Source organism: Streptomyces sp. NPDC058052, assembly GCF_042885515.1.
GTDB lineage: Bacteria > Actinomycetota > Actinomycetes > Streptomycetales > Streptomycetaceae > Streptomyces.
On sequence record NZ_JBHVRX010000006.1, the window covers coordinates 235036 to 252300 of the forward strand.

Consider the following 17265-nt stretch of genomic DNA (forward strand, 5'->3'; position numbering starts at 1 on the left):
AGCCCGAGAAGGACGGTGGAACCATGTGGCCACGGGTGGACGGCATGCGGGCGATGGAACTGGGCACACCCGGTGAGATGCGCGCCTCGCTGAACGCGCTGGTGCTCGCCGGGCGGAAGAGGGCCACCACTGGTCTGCTGGCCGAGTACGTGGAGGAGACCGAGGGCCTGGAGTTCCGGGGCGAGCGCCTGGCGCTCCTCGGGGACGACGGGACCCGCGTCGCGACGATCGAGATCACCGGTGTCGAGATCGCCCCGTTCGCCGGCGTCACCTGGGAGCACGCCGCCGCCGAAGGCGAGGGCGACCGCTCGCTGGAGGAGTGGCGCGCCGGGCACAGCCGCTTCTGGGAGGGCATCGGCACCCCGGTCGACGAGGACACGCCCCTGGTGTGCCTGAGCTTCCGGGTCGTCGCACGCCCATGAGGCAGAAGGACGGCGCCGTCCCGCCCGCCTCGGCACCGGACGGCGCCGACGGGCCGCCCCGTGCCCCCGCGACTGGCTTCCGAGGCGGTGCCGACGCCGTCCCCCTCACCGCCCTCTTCCCTTCCGCCTCCCTGTCCCCTGCGGACGTGGACACCTGGAACCGGGCTGCCCGCACCGTCGACGCGGCCGACGGGGGCCAGGAGGCGGCGGCCTGGGAATGGTTCCCGGAGCACGCCGCCTTCCCCGCTGCGCGCACGGGCACGGGCACGCCGATCGTCCTCGGACGGACGGTCGTCGTGCCCGGCGACCGGGGTGACCACCTGGAGTTCCCGCTGCACGTGGTGTGGACGGATCAGGGCCGGCTCGCCGTCGACACGGCGGTGAACGTGGCCTGCTGGTGCGCGTCCGACCACGCCACGCACGACGTCGACGCGGTCAGAATCGTCGTCGGTGAGGACGTTCCGCTGCTCGACGCCTTCCGCGCCGGAGCCGCACGTCTCGCCCGCCGGCCGGCCGAGCCCCACGACGCGGACCACTGGCGCGCCACGGCGGGTCTGCCGGTACGAGCCGGCCGCGCCGGCCATCGTCCGCCGTCCGGCGCGAGATGAGCCCGGCGCCATGGCGGTTCGGTGGGCGGCGGGACGTGGCAGCATGCGTCCATGCCCATGGGGGAGAAAGCACCTGCGACGCGGGCCGAAGCGGTGCGGGAACTGAGGGAGATCGCCCACGCCTGGGTCGACGGGCGGCACACCGAACCCGCCGATCTGGCCGAGGCCGCTCTGCGTGCTCTGTGCGCCGGCCTCGACACACCCTCCCTGCTGCACCTCGCCGCGCTGAACCGGTGCGAGCGCGATCTGGCTCCGGAGCTCTTCGACCGTGTGATGGACGAGCTGGGCTTCGGCCACCACCCGCCCGAGGACTACTGGGAAGGCCGCCTGGCGCTCGCCCGCTGGTGGGCGTCGGAGATCGTCGGTGGCTGGCTCGACCCGGCGGAGGGCATCGCCCTCATCTTCTCCCAGGTGGCGGAGGCGTACGGGCGCTGCGAGGAGCTGAACCCGCTGATCGACGCGGTGTCGTTCTGCGGGGGCGACGGCGGCCCCCCGCGCCCCCCGGAAGCGACCACCGCCCAGCTGAACCACCTGGCCCGGGACCTCCTCACGCGCATCCCGCCCCCGGCCGAGCCCTTCTGAAGGGGTCACCCTCCCGCACCGATGCTGTGCCCACCCAGGCCACCGCCACGAGGACGTCACACCCGGCCCCCTTCGAGCTCACCGGCCGGCAGGCTCGAACGCGGTGTGAAACGGCGGCTGTCGGTGGCAAGGTCGGTCCGGAGACGTGGAGGGGGCGGGGCATGGACGTCGCGGTGGTCCTCGGGTGCGTGCTGGGTGTGAGCGGGGTGATCGCGTTCGCCGCGGCCAGACGTCGGCGGCGGGCGCGGAGGGCGAGGTGGCGTGAAGCCGACGCGGCGTACCGCGCGTCGCGGCGCCCTCCCGAGCCGCCCGTCGTGCCCGAGCAACGTGTCTTCCATCGGGCCGTGCGGCCGGTCGACCTGGAGAAGCCCGTCGAGAGCGCCCCGGTTCCGGCGGGTCCGTGCCTCTTGTGCCGTCACCCGAGCCATCTGCCGGACCCTTGCCAGGAGCTGTGGTGCCGGTGCGGCTGTCGCCAGGAGGACCTGCCTCCCTGGGAGAGACGGCCCGACTGGACCGGCTGAGCCCGTCGGCCCCTGACACGGCCGGGGCCTGCGGAGACGGGACGGCCGGGTGGGCGCCGACCTTCTATAGGCAACCTCGATTGTCACTAGAATGTCCGGATGAAGGACATCGACGCGATCGCGGTGTTGCAGGATCCGGTGCGCCGCCGCCTCTACGAGTACGTGGTGGCCCAGGGACGTGAGGTCGGCCGGAACGAGGCCGCCGAGGCGGCCGGGGTGGCGCGCACGCTGGCCGCGCACCATCTGGACAGGCTGACCGGCGCCGGGCTGCTGGAGAGCGGCAGCCGCCGCCTCACGGGACGTACCGGACCGGGCGCGGGCCGGCCCGCCAAGGTGTACACGCGGGCGCGGACCGAGCATGCGGTGTCCCTGCCCGGGCGGGACTACCGCACGGCCGCCGAGCTGCTCGCCGAGGCGGCCGAGCAGGCCGGCCTCGATGCCACGCTCAACGCGGCCGCGCGCCGCCGGGGTGAGGCCCTGCGCGGTGCGGACGAGCCCTGCGCCGGCCTGGAGGAGGCCATGGCCGTGCTCGCCGCCCGCGGCTACGAACCGCACCTCGAAGCCGCCGAAGCCGTCGAAGCCGTCGAAGCCGTCGAAGTGGGCGACGGTGCCGCGGACGTTCGGGGGAGCGGAGGCGGGCCGGACGAGGCCGCGGCCGTCGTCCGGATGCGCAACTGCCCCTTCCACGCCGTCGCCGAACGCTTCCCGCCGCTCGTCTGCGGCATGAACCTCGCCCTGCTGGAAGGGCTGCTCGGCGCCGGCGGTCCCGTCCGGGCCCGTATGGACCCCCGGCCGGGGGAGTGCTGCGTCGTGGTCGAAGCTTCTAAAAACAATCTACGTTGACATAGAAAACGGGGACGTGCTGATATGACGTCATGACGACGACCCCACCCGTACGTGCCGCACAGGCCGCGCCCGCCCCGCACGCCGCCCACCACCTCGCCCAGCTCAACGTGGCGACGCTCCGGTATCCCCTCGACGACCCGCGCGTCGCGCCGTTCGTCGAGATGCTGGACCCGGTGAACGCCGCCGCCGACGGCACGCCCGGCTTCGTGTGGCGGCTCGTGGGGGAAGGGACGGACGACGCCACGGCCCTGCGTCCGGCGGGCGAGGACGTCATCGTCAACCTCACCGTCTGGGAGACCCAGGAGGCGCTGTGGGACTTCACCTACCGCAGCGGGCACCTGGAGGTGATGCGGCGGCGGCGTGAGTGGTTCGCGCGGCACGTCGAGGCGCACCTGGTGCTCTGGTGGGTCCCCGCCGGCCACCGCCCCACCGTCGGCGAGGCCCTGGAGCGGCTGGCGGAGCTGCGGGCGCACGGGCCGTCGCCACGCGCGTTCACCTTCGCCTCGTCCTACAGCGCGGACGAGGCCGCGGTGCGGCGGCCCGGGTCCGTGGCGCCGGGCCGGGCCCGGTAGGGCCCCGGTCGCGGTCGCCGTCGGCACCCACGCCCTCGCCCGCATCGCCCGCCCGTCGGCGCGGCGGTCCTCCCGGCCGAGGTGTCAGCGCCCGCCGCGACGCACCGCGCGGGCCAGCCGTACGGCGCCGTGGACCAGCAGCACGTTCACGGCCGCGCCGGCGGTGACGAGCGCGGCGGAGGCGAACGGGTTGCCCGTGGCGTCGGGATCCGGGTCGGAGTCCGGGGCGAGGAGGGCGAGGGGGTAGAGCGCGCCGACGGTCACCAGTACCGACCCCGGGAAGGTCGACAGGTGCAGGAGGTCGAGGAAACCGCCGGGCCGGGTTCCCGCGAGGGCGCGGGCGAGTCCGGCCGTCGCGACGAGGCCGGTGTAGCCGACCGCGAGGACCCGGCCGAGGCGGACCGTGCGGCCGGTGGGGGAGGGGTGCATCTGTTTCCTTGCCGGTGTCGAGGGGTCGGAGGGCCCGCGCCCCGTGGGAGGGGCGGCCCTGCCGGGCCTCATTATTGAACACGTTCAATCAGGGCGGCGACTCCGGGGCCGAGGGCGGCAGGCTCCGGCCCGGACCGGAATGACGTCACGGACGAAGGGCGCGTGAGGGTATGAGTCGTATCGGGGAGCTGTGGGCGAGAGGCGAAGTGCCGGACCGGGACGGGCTGTACCGGGCGGACGGCTCCGCCCGCGAGGTCGACGTCGATTCCGCGGCCCTGTCACGCTTCCGCCTGGGAGGTCCGCTCGACCTGGAGGAGCTGCTCCGCGACGACCCCGGGGGGACGACCCCGTACGACATCCACCGCGGCTGCTTCGCGCGGCTGCCGGAGGGCTCCGGTGCCGGCTCCGGCTATGTCTGCGGCGGCGACGGCGCGCACGGCTCGGAGGGCTTCATCGCGCGGCTGGACGCCGACAGGCGGCTCGTGTGGGTGGTGTCGATGGCCGACTCCAACCCGTTCGAGAGGGTGGAGCTCCACGGGGCGACCGCCCGGTTCTTCAACAACCTCGGCAACGCGATCACGATCGACCTGACGGCCCGGGACTTCCGGGGCTGACGGCACGGTACGTCCGGAGCCGATGAGCCCGGCCGAATCCGAGAGGGACGGCCGAAGACGCTGTTTCACATGGTGATCCGGGAGCGACCGCGGGCGTCCATGCGGTAGCCCACCCGGCTCTGTTGGAGTACGACTCGTAGCTGTAGCGGGTGCTGCGGTCCCGTTCCTCGACTGCACCCGGTTCACCACCCTGCTCAACGCGATCCGGGTGCCCCGGTCGGGCGTGGGGCGTCCCCGGATCGGGCCGGCGCGCGTCGGCGAACGACGCTTCGACCGGCTGAAGCGGTGGCGCGGCATCGCGACGCGATACGACGAGACGGCCGAGTGCTGTCAGACAGCCGTCGCCCTCGCCTCACTCCTCATGTGGATGTGATCCTTGACGCCGGTCCCTAACCGACCAGACGGCGGCACCAGTCCAGGGGGGTGACGGTGATGGCCCTGCCGGGGTCGCGGTCCCACTCGGCGTGGAGGCCGGCTGCTTCGAGGGCGGCCACGACCTCGTGGCCGATGGCCGCAGTGGTCTCGGACGAGTCGTCGAACCCGCCGTAGAGGAGGGTCAGTCCGTGGCCGGCCGCGGCGGCGTCCACGCACTGGGTGTGGAAATAGACGAAGCCGCGGGCGTCGGGCTCGCCTTCACCGCCGATCTCGGACTGGCCGCAGCTCCGGCAACAGGCGAAGTTCTCGCGGGAGGTGATACCGGCCTCCTGCAGGGCGGTGAACGCGCGAGTGAGCCGCTCGGGGTCGGTCTCGCCCTGCCATGCGGCTTGTTCCGCGACCCGCTCCAGCCACATCCGGTCGGCCAGCGCCGCCGCCTGCTCGCGCGAGACGGGCCGGCGATCCTTGGTGACCAGGTACTCCTCGGCGAGCTCGGCCAGTTCGGTGCGGGAGGCGTAGCCGCCGACCAGCACTTCGCGGACGCGCTTCTCCAGCTCCTGGTGCTCGTCTTCGTCGAGGTCGAGCGGCGGCACCTCGCGGGCGGGGCCCATGTCCAGCAGCGACCAGGCCAGACCGCCGTCCCAGCCGGCCTCCTGGCGGGCCCAGCCGGTCATCGCCGCGATCACGGCCTCGGGTCCGTCGGCCATCGCCTGGAAATGCCGGTCGGCGGAACCGTCGCGGTACTCCAGCGTGTAGTCACCACCGGCCTCGTGCCAGACCTGGGCGAAGCCGTCAGGCAGGTCGGGTATCCGCTGGACCACCAGGAACCGGTCACCGCGACCACCGATGCGCCGGACCAACCCGGCCAGCTCCTCGGCGGACGCGCGGACGTACCGCTCCTGGTTCTCTGTCTTCACCACGATCTCGAGCATGCGCAGACTCTGGCACACCCCTCTGACCGCGGACCTCCCGGGACCCGGCCGGCCCTGGTCCTGGGTGGTCTCGGCCAAGGTCCGACGACGGTACCTAGCGGTCGTCCTGAGGGTGCGGGCCCGTGGCGTACGGGTTCGGGTCGTCCTCCGCGAGGACGCCCACGAAGGGCTCGCCCTCGCCGGCGAAGGTGTACGCGCCTCCCTCGATCCGTTCGATCAGGCCCCGGGTCCACTCCGCGCCCGCGTCGGCCGAGTGCAGCCACATGTTCATGATCTCGCCGATGTGCCCGAGCTGCGCGGGCCCGTCCTCCGGCGTGTAGTACTCGGTCACCGAGGCCCGCCACCGTTCGAGCCCGGCGATCCTCTCCCTGAGGAGCGCGACGGCCTCGTCCCGCGGCAGGTCGACGATGAAGCCGATGCCGGCCGAGAGCACGTCGGCCTTCTGTTCGTGCGAGCTCAGGGCCTCGCGCAGGAGCGTGAAGTACTCCTCGGTGCCCTTGTCGTTGATCTCGTACTCGACACGGGGCGGGCCGCCGGCGGTGCTCGGTGCGACCTCGTGGGCGAGGAGCAGTCCCTGTTTCGCCATCTGCTTGAGCGCGTGGTAGATCGAGCCCGGCTTGGCGTTGGACCACTCGTGGGCACCCCAGAACTCCAGGTCGTTGCGGACCTGGTACCCGTGGGCCCGGCCGTGCTGGCGGACCGCGCCGAGGATCAGCAGCCGGATCGCTGACATGCGCGTCTCCATCGTCTAGGCGATTCTCGTCGCTGCCACTGTACAAGTTTGACTACCAGGAGCGACTCCCGCGGCCCCGCAGCGTAATCAAGTTTGACTAGTCGAGCGAAGGCGTCGTACCGTGAAGGTCTAGTCAAGTTTGATCACTGGCTGTGCGGGAGGGTGCTTTGTCTGACAGCGATCTGGCGATCGTCGTCGAAGGACTACGGAAGAGGTACGGGAACAAGCAGGCCCTCGACGGCCTCGATCTCACCGTCCGGGCCGGAACCGTCCAGGGGATCCTCGGCCCCAACGGCGCCGGCAAGACCACGGCCGTACGCATCATGTCCACGCTGCTGCGCCCCGAGGAGGGACGCGTCGAGGTGGCGGGCATCGACGTGCGGACCCGGGCCGACGAGGTGCGCGCCCGGATCGGGCTGCTCGGTCAGAACGCCGCCGTCGACGAGGAGCTCAGCGGCCGCCAGAACCTGGAGATGTTCGGCCGCCTCCATCACCTCGGCAACCGCCGCGCCGGCACGCGGGCCGACGAGCTCCTGGAGCGGTTCGGGCTCGCGGACACCGGAAGCAAGGCCGTCAAGCGGTACAGCGGCGGCATGCGGCGGCGGCTCGACCTGGCGGCGTCGCTCATCTCCCGGCCGGACGTGCTCTTCCTGGACGAGCCCACGACCGGACTCGACCCCCGCGGGCGCACGGAGGTGTGGAACGCGGTGCGCTCCCTGGTGGGCGGCGGCACGACCGTCCTGCTCACCACGCAGTACCTGGAGGAGGCCGACCAGCTGGCCGACCAGATCGCGGTGATCGACCACGGGAAGGTCATCGCGGAGGGCACGGCGGACGAGCTGAAGACCAGGACCGGCGGTGACCGCATCGACGTGGTCCTGCGCGACGCGGCCCAGCTGGCGCGCGCGGCCGCCCTCCTGCCCGGAGAGGCCGTGGTGGACGAGGACCGGCGGCTCGTCAGCGCCGCGGTGAGCGACCGGATGGCCGCGCTGACCGGGACCGTGCGGGCGCTGGAGGCGGCCGGCATCGAGGCGGAGGACATCGCGGTCCGCCGGCCGACGCTCGACGAGGTCTTCATGCACCTGACGAGCGACCTGCGGTCCGGTGCGACGAGCGGCCTGCCGCTCGACTCGACGAGCCGCCCGGCGTCCGGCGCGACGAATGACCTGACGAATGACCTGGCGAAGGGGGGTGCCGCATGAGCGTGGCGGCACACGGCGCGGGCACCGCGCACGGCACACGGTCGAGGCTGAGCTGGGCGGCGGCCGACTCCTGGACGATGACCCGGCGCGAGCTGGCCCACTGGGCGCGCCAGCCCGTGCAGGTCGTCGTCGGGCTGGTCTTCCCGGTGATGATGCTGCTGATGTTCGGCTACCTGATCGGCGGCGGACAGGGCGTCGACGGGGACTTCAAGTCCTACCTCGTACCGGGCATGCTCACCATGACCATGGCCTTCGGTCTCGAGGCGACGATGCTGTCGGTCACCCAGGACCTCGGCAAGGGGGTCATCGACCGGTTCCGCTCGATGCCCATGAACTCCGGCGCGGTCCTGGTCGGCCGGAGCGTCGCCGACATGCTGCAGTCGGTGGTCGGCCTGGCCGTGATGATCGCCGTCGGCTACGCGATCGGCTGGCGCTGGCACGAGGGGTTCGTCCCCTTCCTGGGCGCGGTGGGGCTGCTGTTGCTGCTGCGCTTCGCGATGCTGTGGATCGGCATCCACCTCGCCATGGTCGCCGGCAAGCCGGAACTGGTGCAGGCCGTGCAGATCCTGGTCTGGCCGGTCGGCTTCCTGTCCAACGCCATCGCCTCGCCGGAGTCGATGCCGTCCTGGCTGGGCGCGGTCGTGGAGTGGAACCCGATGTCGGCGACGGCCACCGCGGTGCGCGGCCTGTTCGGCAACCCCGGCGCGGAAGGCGGCTCCTGGGCCGCCACCCACGCGGAACTCCTCGCGGTGGCCTGGCCGGTGGCCCTCGTGGCGGTCTTCTTCCCGCTGGCGGTGAAGCGTTTCCGGGACCTGAGCCGCTGACGGCCGACGGACCGCCGCCGCGGTTCGGGTCTGCGGTCTGCGGTCTGCGGTCTGCGGTCTGCGGTCTGCGGTCTGCGGTCTGCGGGCCCCGGGCTCCGGGCTCCGGGTCGGGGGCCGGGGGTTCGGGGTTCGGGTTCCGCGGTCCGCGGTCCGCGGTCCGACCGTGACACCGGCGGCACCGCACACCCGCACACCGCGCCGGTGGTCCGGCGGTGCGGCGGATTGCGGGGTCCGGAGCGGTCGGCTCCGCGCTCCTGGGGTCCGTCGCCGCGGGCACACCGCCTATCCTGCCGGAATGATCAAGCCGATTGAGCTCGTGATATTCGACTGCGACGGGGTGCTGGTCGACAGCGAACGCATCGCCCTGCGCCTCCAGGTCGCCCTGGGCCGGGAACTCGGTTGGCCGTTGACCGAGGCGGACGTCGTCGACCGGTTCATCGGCCGCTCCAAGGAGTCCATCTGCGCGCAGATCGCCGAGCGCCTGGGCACGGAGACGGCGGCGCACTGGTGGGACTCCCTGATCCGGCGGCACCGGGAAGAGGTGGACGCCGGACTGGAGGCCGTGGACGGCCTGCCCGAAGCGCTGGCGGAGATCACCCTCCCCGTCTGCGTCGCCTCCAGCGGCTCCCACGAGAAGATGCGTCACACGCTCGGCGTCACCGGACTGTACGGCCGGTTCGAGGGCCGCATCTTCAGCTCCACCGAGGTCGCCCGGGGCAAGCCGGCCCCGGACCTCTTCCTGCACGCCGCACGGCGGATGGGCGTCGACCCGTCCGCCTGCGCCGTCGTCGAGGACAGCAACCCGGGCGTCCAGGCCGCCCGCGCCGCCGGCATGCGGGCCTTCGGTTACGCGGGCGGCCTCACCGCGGCCGAACGCCTCGCGGGCCCCGGCACCGTCGTCTTCCACGACATGCGCCGCCTGCCCGACCTCCTCGCCCCGCGGTAGCCGGCTCTTCGCGGCTCCAGGCTCCTCGGAGCCGGGGACGCGGCGTGAGACATGCGGGCGAGGGCGTCGCGTTCCGGCGGCACAGGGCTCCGGCGAGGTGGGACACGATGAGCGACGACGGCTTCGCCACGCGCGCCGTCGAGGTCCCGTGCTGCGGCGGCACGACCACCCTGGACGCCCCGGACCACGACGGGCCCTGCGGCTTCGCCCGCTTCGAGATCGCCGCCCGGAACCCCGAGCGCCTCTGGTGCGGCGACGACGGACTGACCGCGCCGGCCATCCGCCTGGGCCATCCGCCGAAGCAGGTCCGCGCCTCCATCTGAGCGCCGTCGGCCCTGCCCGCTTCACGACGGCCTACGGCCGCACGACGTGCTCCGCGAGTTCGCCGAGCGCCTTCACCCACATCTCGGGCAGCTCGGCGGCCGTCGCGTGGGACCGGTCGTGGACCAGGGTGATGCGGGCGGTGGCCGCCGTCCGCGTGAGGGAGAAGTAGCCGAGCATGCCGGGGCTGTTCAGGCCGAAGACGCTCGCGGCGAGCGGGGGAGTGCCCAGGACGCGGTACGGGCCGTTGATGTGGATGTGGCTCGCGGCCAGGCGGAAGCGGGCGCGCTCCGTCGACCGGAAGAGGAAACGCGGCGGCATACGGCGCAGCGTCCACCAGCCGCCTTCCCGCAGCCCGGAACCCTTGTGCGCGACGGTCTGCCCGACCACGTCCTCCAGCCGCTCACCCGGCCCCGCCGCGGCGCACGGCAGCCGCAGCAGCGCCGGCAGGGCCGCGTTCCCCGGTGCGAGCCGCGCCGCCTCCGTACGGACCGACATCGGCATCACCACCCGCAGGTCGTGCACCTGCGGGTGGTGACGCCGCTGGAACGCCGCGAGCGCGCCGGAAAGCGCGGTCAGGTACACGTCGTTGACGCCCGCACCCCACTGGGCCGCCACCGCCCGCAGCTCCGCGTCCGGAACGTCCGCGAACGCCATGGCCGCCCGCCCGCTGGGCTCCGTGTCACACCCCGCGGGAACCGTCTCGTGCGCCGGGAACTTCTCGAACGGCGACGTGCGCAGCCATGCCGGCGATGCCCGTCCCGCCACCGGCGGACGGTAGGGACGGGGCCCGGCGACCGGCTCGTCGGCCAGCAGCGCGGCCACGAGATGGGCCGTGCCCACGCCGTCGGTGACGGCGTGGTCGATACGGAAGCACACCCGCTGCACCTCCTCGATCGCGCACGTCAGCACCCGCAGGTCCCATCCGGGTGCCGGACGCGCCGGCAGCGGCTCCCGCAGAAACGCGTCGGTCGCCTCGGAGAGCCGGCCGTCCACCCGCTCCCCCGTCACGTGCAGCTCGCACTCGGCCGGCGCGGTCGGCGTCCAGGACCGCGCACCCGCGACCGCCGCGACCCCCAGCGCCTCCAGCCCCGGCATCCGCCCGGCCACGCGGGCGCGCAGATCGTCGAGCGTGAACGATCCGGCGGGAAAGTCCAGGACGTGCCCCACGACCATCGGCACGGCCCCGTGTTCGGGAAAGAGCGCGAACGCACGGTCCAGCGCGTTCATCCGCCCCGCTCGGCCCTCCGCCCCCGCCCTGGACCCGCCGGACCTCTCCGACACCCTCCGCACCCGCATCGCGCACCTCGCATTCGATCGACCGAAGACCGCCTATACGAACGAGACACGCACACGAAGGGACACGGCAGCCCCCGCCGGTGCCGGAGGGGGCTCATCCGGCCCCGGCCACGACGGGGGCGGGGACTCCCGGTGGCTGTCACCCACCTCCGGGCATGCCCGATGATCGTCAGGTGCGTGCTGTCCGCCGGAACGCGGCGGCAGCGGCAGCGGAACGGATCGTCGATCATGGAGGGAGGCCGGGGGATGAGCGGGAGGCCGACGCGCCGGTACCGCGTCTTCGCTCGCGATCGGCTCGCCGCCGAGTTCACCGACGAGCCCGGGGTACTGGTGAGCACCTCGACCCCGCCGCCCCTCCCCGGCGAGGCACCGGTCACGCACCCCTTCGCGTCCGCGAGTTTCCGGACGGCGGAGAACGAGGGCGAACTCGGCCGCCTGCTCCGGAACTCCCGCGACCTCGACACGTTCCTCGCCGCGGCGCGAGCCGCCGGCTACCGCGTCGAGCCCGCCGGCGCGTAGCGGTGGGATCGCCACGAACGCGCGGAAGATCCGCCATGCCCCGGCCGGACTCCACGAGGCCGAGCGCCGCGTGGACGCGCCGCGCCGCGGCGACCGGCACCTGCGCCGGAACCTCCTCTGACCGCTCGTCCCGTCAGGCGCCGACCATGTGGACGCCGCCGTCGACATGGAGGATCTGGCCCGTGGTCCTGGGGAAGAAGTCGGACAGGAGGCCGACGACGCTGCGGCCGACGGGCTCCGGGTCCTTCAGGTCCCAGGGCAGGACGGACCGCTGCTCCCACGCGTCGGCGAGGTCGCCGAAGCCGGGGATGGACTTGGCGGCCATGGACAGGATCGGACCGGCGGCGACGAGGTTGCAGCGTATGTCTCGGTCGCCGAGGTCGCGGGCGAGGTAGCGGTTGGTGGACTCCAGCGCTGCCTTGGCGACGCCCATCCAGTCGTAGTGGGGCCAGGTCCGGGATGCGTCGAAGGTGAGGCCGACCACCGAGCCGCCCCGGGGCATGAGCGGCAGGCAGGCCATCACGAGGTCCTTGTAGGAGAACGCGGACACCCGCACGGCGGTCCCCACGTCGTCCCAGTCCGCGGTGAGGAAGTCGAAGACGCCCCGGGGGCCGAAGGCCACCGAGTGCACGATGCCGTCGAGGCCCGTGACGTGCTCGCCGATCTTCGCGGCGAGCGCGTCCAGCTGCTCCGGCGACGTGACGTCGAGTTCGACGACCGGGGCCGGCTTGGGCAGCCGCTGGGCGGTCCGCTCCACCAGCGAGATCCGGCCGAAGCCGGTGAGCACGACGTCGGCGCCCTCTTCCTGCGCGACCTTCGCCGCGTGGAAGGCGATGGAGTGCTCGGTCAGCATGCCGCTGACGAGGATGCGCTTGCCGTCGAGTATGCCGCTCATGGTTCCTGCCAATCCGCCGCCCGGCCGGGCGGCCTCGTCACGGAAGTCGGGTGGCGTCCGTACGCTTCCCGTGCTCGGAGGCACGGGTCGTACGGTCTCCGTCGTCGGGGGCGCCGGTCGTCCGGTCCCCGTCGACGGAGGTGCCGGTCGTCCGGTCCCCGAGCAGCAGGACCGTCGCCGCGAGCAGTGTCATGGCCGCGCCGATGACCAGGAAGAGCATGCCGGGGCCGTGGGCGTCGAGCACCGGCAGCAGGATGAAGGGGAGCGCGGCGGCGCTCAGCTTCGAGAGGGAGTACGCCGCTCCCGAGGCCGTCGCCCGGAAGGCCGTGGGGTACTGCTCGGCCAGGTACACGTGGGACACGTTGGAGAAGATGTTGCTGCAGAGGGTGTAGGAGAACCCGAACGCGACGACGAGGACGGCGGAGTCCGCGTAGGCGAACCCGGTGCCCGTCGCCACCATGGCCGCGGCGACGACGCCGACCAGCGTCCTGCGCTCGTACCGGTCGATGACGGGGAGCGAGAGCGCGGAGCCGATGGGGTAGCCGAGGAAGGACAGCGCGATGAAGCCGAGCCCGGTCACCACCCCGTAGCCCTTGGCCGCGAGGATCTGCGGCGCCAGCGCGCCGAAGCCGTAGTAGCCGAAGACGGAGAGGACGCTGAAGGTCCACAGCATCGTCGTGCGCCGGCGGTACTGCTTGCTGAAGACGGTCCGCAGCCGCGGCCGCCGGTCGGGGTCGGCGGGGGCCGGGGCGTGGTGGGCCGAGGCCGGACCGGGGACGGGGCGGAGGCCGGCGGGAGTCTTGGACTCCATGCTCGCGACCAGGCGCTCCGCCTCCTCCACGCGTCCGTTGGCGGCGAGCCACCGCGGGGATTCGATCAGCCGGCGGCGCAGGAACCACACCACGACGGAGCCGAGCGAGCCGATGATGAAGAGCCAGCGCCAGCCGTCGATGCCCAGCGGGCTCAGCGGCACGAGCCACATCGCGGCGAAGCCGACCGCGGGGACCCCGCAGAAGGCGATCGTGTACGCCCACGCCGTGTACCGTCCCCGCTTCGACGCCGGCAGCACGTCCGCGAGGTAGCAGTCGGACAGGGTCTGTTCGGCGCCGATGCCGATGCCCGCCAGGAAGCGGGCCACGATGAGCCACACCGCGTTGGGGGAGAAGGCGGCGAGCAGCGAGAAGCCGGAGTAGAGGGCCAGGTTGACGAGGAAGGCGCGGCGCCGGCCGTACCGGTCCGCGACCCGGCCCAGGGTCAGCGAGCCGATGAACTGGCCGACGAAGGCGGAGGCCAGGACGAGCTTCAGGGTCGTCCCGTCGAAGGCGAAGTCGTTCTGGAGGACCTTGGAGATGGTGCCGGCGAGGTTGTTCTCGAAGGTGTCGAAGAGCAGACCGATCCCGACGACCGCGGTGAGCTGCCGGTGGGTGGAGGTGATCGGCATCCGGTCCAGCCGGTCGCCGATCGACGCCGCGGCGGCGGCTCTGTCCGCGCCGCTCTCCTGGGGTACGGCGGTTCTGGGCATCGGGGGCACCGCTCCTCGTCTCGCCTGTCGCGTTCGGTCGTGGTCGGTCGTGGCCGGTCGTGGTCGTCGGGTGGTGGGGTGCTGCGTGCGTGCGTGCGTGCGTGACGTGACGTGACGTGACGTCGACGTCCTGACGCCGGGAGGCCGGCGACCCGCCCGGTCCGGGCCGTGGTCGCCGACCGGTCCGCCGTCGTGCGGCCCGTGATGGGGCCGGTCGTGAGCGGTGGCGCGCCTCAGGCGGCTCGCCCGGGGCGGCGTGCCTCGGGGACGCGCCTCAGGCGGCGCGCTGCGCGAGCGTCTGGTCGACCTCGTTGCGGCGGACGGGCGCGCTCACCTCGTGGAGGAAGCCGGCCACCTCCCGGTACGAGGCCCAGAAGCCGACCTCGTGGTACGGGACGCCGCGCTCCGCGCAGTACTCGCGGGTCAGCTCCCGGGCACGGGGCAGGTTCTTCTGCGCCATGGACGGGAACAGGTGGTGCTCGACCTGGTAGTTGAGCCCGCCGTAGAGGAAGTCGATCAGGAGCGAGGGACGGATGTTGCGCGAGGTGAGCACCTGGCGCTCCAGCCAGTCCAGGGTCTCCTCGTCACCGTCACGGACCTCCATGCCCTTGTGGTTGGGGGCGAAGATCATGCCGAAGTAGAGGCCCTGGGAGAACTGCTGCACGATGATGAAGACGACGGCGAGCAGCGGGGAGAGCACGGTGAAGGTCAGCGTCAGGTAGATCGCCGCGCGCAGCAGGATCAGCGCGCCTTCGAGCACCGGGCGCTTGGTCTCGCCCTTCGCGATGACCTTGATCGCGGTCTTGCTCATCTTGAGGGCTTCGAGGACGAGCAGGACGAAGAACAGGACGCTCTGGTACCGGACGATGAACTTCTTGACGCCGCTCCGGCTGGGGTACTGCTTGAGGTCGAAGATCGCGGTGCGGCGGCCGATGTCGGGGTCCATGTCGAGGTGGTTCGGGTTGCTGTGGTGCCGGTTGTGGTGGTTGACCCACCAGCCGTAGCTCGACCCGTTGATCAGATTGGCGTGGACGTATCCCACGGCGGTGGCGACCCGCTTGTCGCGGAACATCGCCTTGTGGCCGGCGTCGTGGAACATGTACGCGCACTGTGTCCCGCACAGGCCCATCCACACGGCCACGAGGAGCTGCCACCAGGAGTCGCCGAGCAGGAAGAACGCCGTGAAGCCGGCCGCCAGGAGCAGCGCGTTGAGCGCCAGGCGGCCTATGTAGTAGCGGGGGTCGAAGTCGAGCAGACCCTCGGCCTTCACCCGCTTCAGCAGCTCGGAGAAGGTGGCGGAGGCCCCCGCGGGTTGCGAGGGCGGAGACACACGGCGTGTGTCGAGGGGATCGACCACGCTGTTCTGGGAGGGGACGTGCGGCGATGACATACGGTGCACTCCTTGGGCTGTGGTGCCCGGTGGCGAGGCGGTGGCAGGGCAGCCGTGCCGGTGTCAGGAGGGCGTGCGGGGGAGTGGCAGGAGCCACGAGGTGATGTCGTTCCCCCGCCCCGCACGTGAGCCGCGGCACTGCGCTGCGCTGCGCCTGGTTCCGAGCCGACGTGCTGCCCAGCCTCGCCTATCGGGCTGATGCGGTTCTGACACCGGACTGACCGGGGCGGTGCGGGTCAGACGGTCGTGGCCTCTTCGGCGAGGCGCCCGTCCAGGGTGAGCAGGACGGCGTCGGCCTCACGGGCCAGCGTCTCGTCGTCGGGGCACCCCATGATCCGCATGAGGTGCTCGACCATCGACTGCCGGAGCTCGTCGGTACTGAGAGTTGCGTAGGACACGATCTTCCCTTCATGGCCGGAACGGCGGAACGGTCTCGTGCTGGGCCTCAGAAGGCGTTGCTCGCCCGGAAGATGTGGGCGAAGCCGGGGAGCGATGCCTGGTTCTCGAAGGCGACGTACTCGGGGATGAGGACGTCGGCGGCCCACTTCTGCTTGTAGGCCAGCTGGGTCTGCGCGGGGTAGAGCGCCGCGCCCTGGTCCCACAGGAAGTGCATCAGCCACTGGAACGCGGGGCTGTGGCCCGGGACCTCGTGGCCCGCGTCCAGCCCCGTGAAGGGCGTGAAGCCGAAGTGGAGCCACTCCACCCCCTCGCCGCGGAACACCTCCAGGGCGTGGGCGTTGATGGCCTCCATCAGACCGGGCGACCCGTCCGGGACGCGCCGGCTCAGGTCGTGCATCCAGCCGGCGCGGGAGCCGAACACGGGGGAGTAGGAGATGTACGCGACCGGGGCGTCGTCGATGGTGCCGACGAAGAGCCGGCGGTGCGCCTGCATCGGGCCGCCGATCTGGCCCACCAGGAACTCCAGGGGGCGGGCGTGCTCGCCCTTCGAGCCGAGCCACGCGCGGTCGATCACCTCCAGGCCGTCCCGCCAGTCCTCCGCCCGGACCTCCTGGATCTTCAGGCCGTTGCGGTGCGCCCGGGAGATCTTGTTGCGGAGCTGCATGAACCGTGTTCCCCGCAAGGTGAGTTCGGGGATCCGGACGGCCCAGGAGGCCCCGATCTGATTGACCGTGAAGCCCTGGCGCGCGTAGGCGTCGGCGTCCTCGCGCTGGAGCTGCACGGCGACGAGGGTGAGGCCCTCGTCGTGGACGTGCGTGACGAAGCGCTCCAGGAGCGCGTCGTACGACGCGCCGTCGGCGAAGGGGCCGCCGAACTGGACGGCGTACCGGCCCGTCCTCCGGAACGATATGACCCCGTTCATTTCGGGGACACTGAATGTTTCGTTTCCCTCGTTCACCGCGAGAAATGAACTGGGGTTGTCGGCGGGGTTGTACTTTCGTACGGCCAGGAAGGCCGGACTCTCGGTTTCCATCGCGGACACGTTCGCGCTCCCTGTCGGTGGGACTGAACCGAGGGAATTAGAGCATCGAACGGCGGGGCACCGAAAGGGTGTTCCGGAACGCCGTCGGAAGCGCGTCAGCGATGCGTCAGACCCGTATCAGCGGGCTCTGTCATTGTTCTTCTCAGGAACGGCCCGGAAGACTCCGGGAAGCTTCTGGAGAGGTGCCCGGAGTGGTTTATCGGGGACCGGAGCCTCGGCTCCACGGTCGGGTCCATCGGGCCCGCGCAGGTTCGAATCCTGCCCTCTCCGCT

Annotated in this window: 20 protein-coding genes and 1 tRNA gene; 12 read left to right on the top strand and 9 right to left on the bottom strand. The window is 72.2% G+C overall.

The features are described 5' to 3' along the window. The first annotated feature begins 23 nt into the window (after positions 1–23). From ACFVU3_RS11650 to ACFVU3_RS11670, 5 genes are all read left to right on the top strand, one after another. Positions 24–422: an ASCH domain-containing protein gene (locus ACFVU3_RS11650; RefSeq protein WP_390065680.1), complete on the top strand. Its 399-nt coding sequence runs from the start codon at positions 24–26 to the stop codon at positions 420–422. Beyond that, a complete protein-coding gene (locus tag ACFVU3_RS11655; RefSeq protein ID WP_390065681.1) occupies positions 419–1030 on the top strand; it encodes a hypothetical protein in 612 nt (203 codons plus the stop codon). The genes ACFVU3_RS11650 and ACFVU3_RS11655 overlap by 4 nt, the downstream gene beginning before the upstream one ends. Positions 1031–1081: 51 nt before the next feature. Continuing rightward, entirely contained in the window at positions 1082–1612 is a 531-nt protein-coding gene (locus ACFVU3_RS11660; RefSeq protein ID WP_390065682.1) for a hypothetical protein, read from the top strand. Between the two features lie 620 nt (positions 1613–2232). Then, positions 2233–2976 (top strand): helix-turn-helix transcriptional regulator, encoded by a 744-nt coding sequence (locus ACFVU3_RS11665; protein WP_390065683.1) that lies wholly within the window; start codon positions 2233–2235, stop codon positions 2974–2976. A 32-nt stretch (positions 2977–3008) separates the two neighbouring features. Further along, positions 3009–3551, top strand: coding sequence for a DUF3291 domain-containing protein (locus ACFVU3_RS11670; protein ID WP_390065684.1), 543 nt, complete (start codon positions 3009–3011; stop codon positions 3549–3551). An 84-nt stretch (positions 3552–3635) separates the two neighbouring features. Here the strand turns inward: ACFVU3_RS11670 and ACFVU3_RS11675 are convergent, their stop codons facing one another. Beyond that, positions 3636–3980 (bottom strand): hypothetical protein, encoded by a 345-nt coding sequence (locus ACFVU3_RS11675; protein ID WP_390065685.1) that lies wholly within the window; start codon positions 3978–3980, stop codon positions 3636–3638. A 170-nt stretch (positions 3981–4150) separates the two neighbouring features. Between ACFVU3_RS11675 and ACFVU3_RS11680 the strand changes: the two genes are divergently transcribed. Continuing rightward, positions 4151–4594, top strand: a complete 444-nt coding sequence (locus ACFVU3_RS11680) for a hypothetical protein (RefSeq protein WP_390065686.1) — start codon at positions 4151–4153, stop codon at positions 4592–4594. Positions 4595–4983: 389 nt separating this feature from the next. Here ACFVU3_RS11680 and ACFVU3_RS11685 read toward each other — a convergent pair whose 3' ends face one another. Together ACFVU3_RS11685 and ACFVU3_RS11690 are read right to left on the bottom strand one after the other, a co-directional pair. Next, the gene (locus ACFVU3_RS11685; protein WP_390065687.1) at positions 4984–5901 is read right to left on the bottom strand and encodes a DUF6891 domain-containing protein; all 918 of its coding nucleotides are present in this window, start codon (positions 5899–5901) and stop codon (positions 4984–4986) included. Positions 5902–5995: 94 nt separating this feature from the next. Continuing rightward, positions 5996–6634 carry a PadR family transcriptional regulator gene (locus tag ACFVU3_RS11690; RefSeq protein ID WP_390065688.1) on the bottom strand — a complete coding sequence of 213 codons (639 nt, stop codon included), beginning with the start codon at positions 6632–6634 and terminating at the stop codon, positions 5996–5998. Between the two features lie 167 nt (positions 6635–6801). On the opposite strand from ACFVU3_RS11690, the gene ACFVU3_RS11695 reads away from it, so the two are divergent. The 4 genes from ACFVU3_RS11695 (at position 6802) to ACFVU3_RS11710 (ending at position 9929) form a co-directional block, all read left to right on the top strand. Next, positions 6802–7836 carry an ATP-binding cassette domain-containing protein gene (locus ACFVU3_RS11695; protein WP_390065689.1) on the top strand — a complete coding sequence of 345 codons (1035 nt, stop codon included), beginning with the start codon at positions 6802–6804 and terminating at the stop codon, positions 7834–7836. Continuing rightward, entirely contained in the window at positions 7833–8660 is an 828-nt protein-coding gene (locus tag ACFVU3_RS11700; RefSeq protein ID WP_390065690.1) for an ABC transporter permease, read from the top strand. The genes ACFVU3_RS11695 and ACFVU3_RS11700 overlap by 4 nt, the downstream gene beginning before the upstream one ends. Positions 8661–8955: 295 nt before the next feature. Further along, complete coding sequence (locus ACFVU3_RS11705; RefSeq protein WP_390065691.1) at positions 8956–9606, top strand: HAD family hydrolase; 651 nt, start codon at positions 8956–8958, stop codon at positions 9604–9606. Positions 9607–9713: 107 nt separating this feature from the next. Then, on the top strand, positions 9714–9929 hold the full coding sequence (locus ACFVU3_RS11710) for a hypothetical protein (protein WP_390065692.1): 216 nt from the start codon (positions 9714–9716) through the stop codon (positions 9927–9929). 31 nt (positions 9930–9960) lie between these two features. Here ACFVU3_RS11710 and ACFVU3_RS11715 read toward each other — a convergent pair whose 3' ends face one another. Further along, the gene (locus ACFVU3_RS11715) at positions 9961–11157 is read right to left on the bottom strand and encodes a hypothetical protein (protein WP_390065693.1); all 1197 of its coding nucleotides are present in this window, start codon (positions 11155–11157) and stop codon (positions 9961–9963) included. Positions 11158–11472: 315 nt separating this feature from the next. Between ACFVU3_RS11715 and ACFVU3_RS11720 the strand changes: the two genes are divergently transcribed. After that, entirely contained in the window at positions 11473–11745 is a 273-nt protein-coding gene (locus tag ACFVU3_RS11720; RefSeq protein ID WP_390065694.1) for a hypothetical protein, read from the top strand. Positions 11746–11878: 133 nt separating this feature from the next. On the opposite strand, the gene fabI is transcribed toward ACFVU3_RS11720, so the two are convergent. The 5 genes from fabI to ACFVU3_RS11745 form a co-directional block, all read right to left on the bottom strand. Further along, positions 11879–12640, bottom strand: a complete 762-nt coding sequence (gene fabI, locus ACFVU3_RS11725) for an enoyl-ACP reductase FabI (protein WP_390065695.1) — start codon at positions 12638–12640, stop codon at positions 11879–11881. A 37-nt stretch (positions 12641–12677) separates the two neighbouring features. After that, positions 12678–14162 carry an MFS transporter gene (locus tag ACFVU3_RS11730; RefSeq protein ID WP_390065696.1) on the bottom strand — a complete coding sequence of 495 codons (1485 nt, stop codon included), beginning with the start codon at positions 14160–14162 and terminating at the stop codon, positions 12678–12680. A 274-nt stretch (positions 14163–14436) separates the two neighbouring features. After that, complete coding sequence (locus tag ACFVU3_RS11735) at positions 14437–15552, bottom strand: fatty acid desaturase family protein (protein WP_390065697.1); 1116 nt, start codon at positions 15550–15552, stop codon at positions 14437–14439. A 236-nt stretch (positions 15553–15788) separates the two neighbouring features. After that, on the bottom strand, positions 15789–15950 hold the full coding sequence (locus ACFVU3_RS11740; protein ID WP_390065698.1) for a hypothetical protein: 162 nt from the start codon (positions 15948–15950) through the stop codon (positions 15789–15791). Between the two features lie 47 nt (positions 15951–15997). Beyond that, entirely contained in the window at positions 15998–16984 is a 987-nt protein-coding gene (locus tag ACFVU3_RS11745) for a bifunctional lysylphosphatidylglycerol flippase/synthetase MprF (protein WP_390065752.1), read from the bottom strand. A gap of 185 nt (positions 16985–17169) precedes the next feature. On the opposite strand from ACFVU3_RS11745, the gene ACFVU3_RS11750 reads away from it, so the two are divergent. Continuing rightward, positions 17170–17263: transfer RNA gene (locus tag ACFVU3_RS11750), tRNA-OTHER, on the top strand. Positions 17264–17265: the final 2 nt, after the last annotated feature.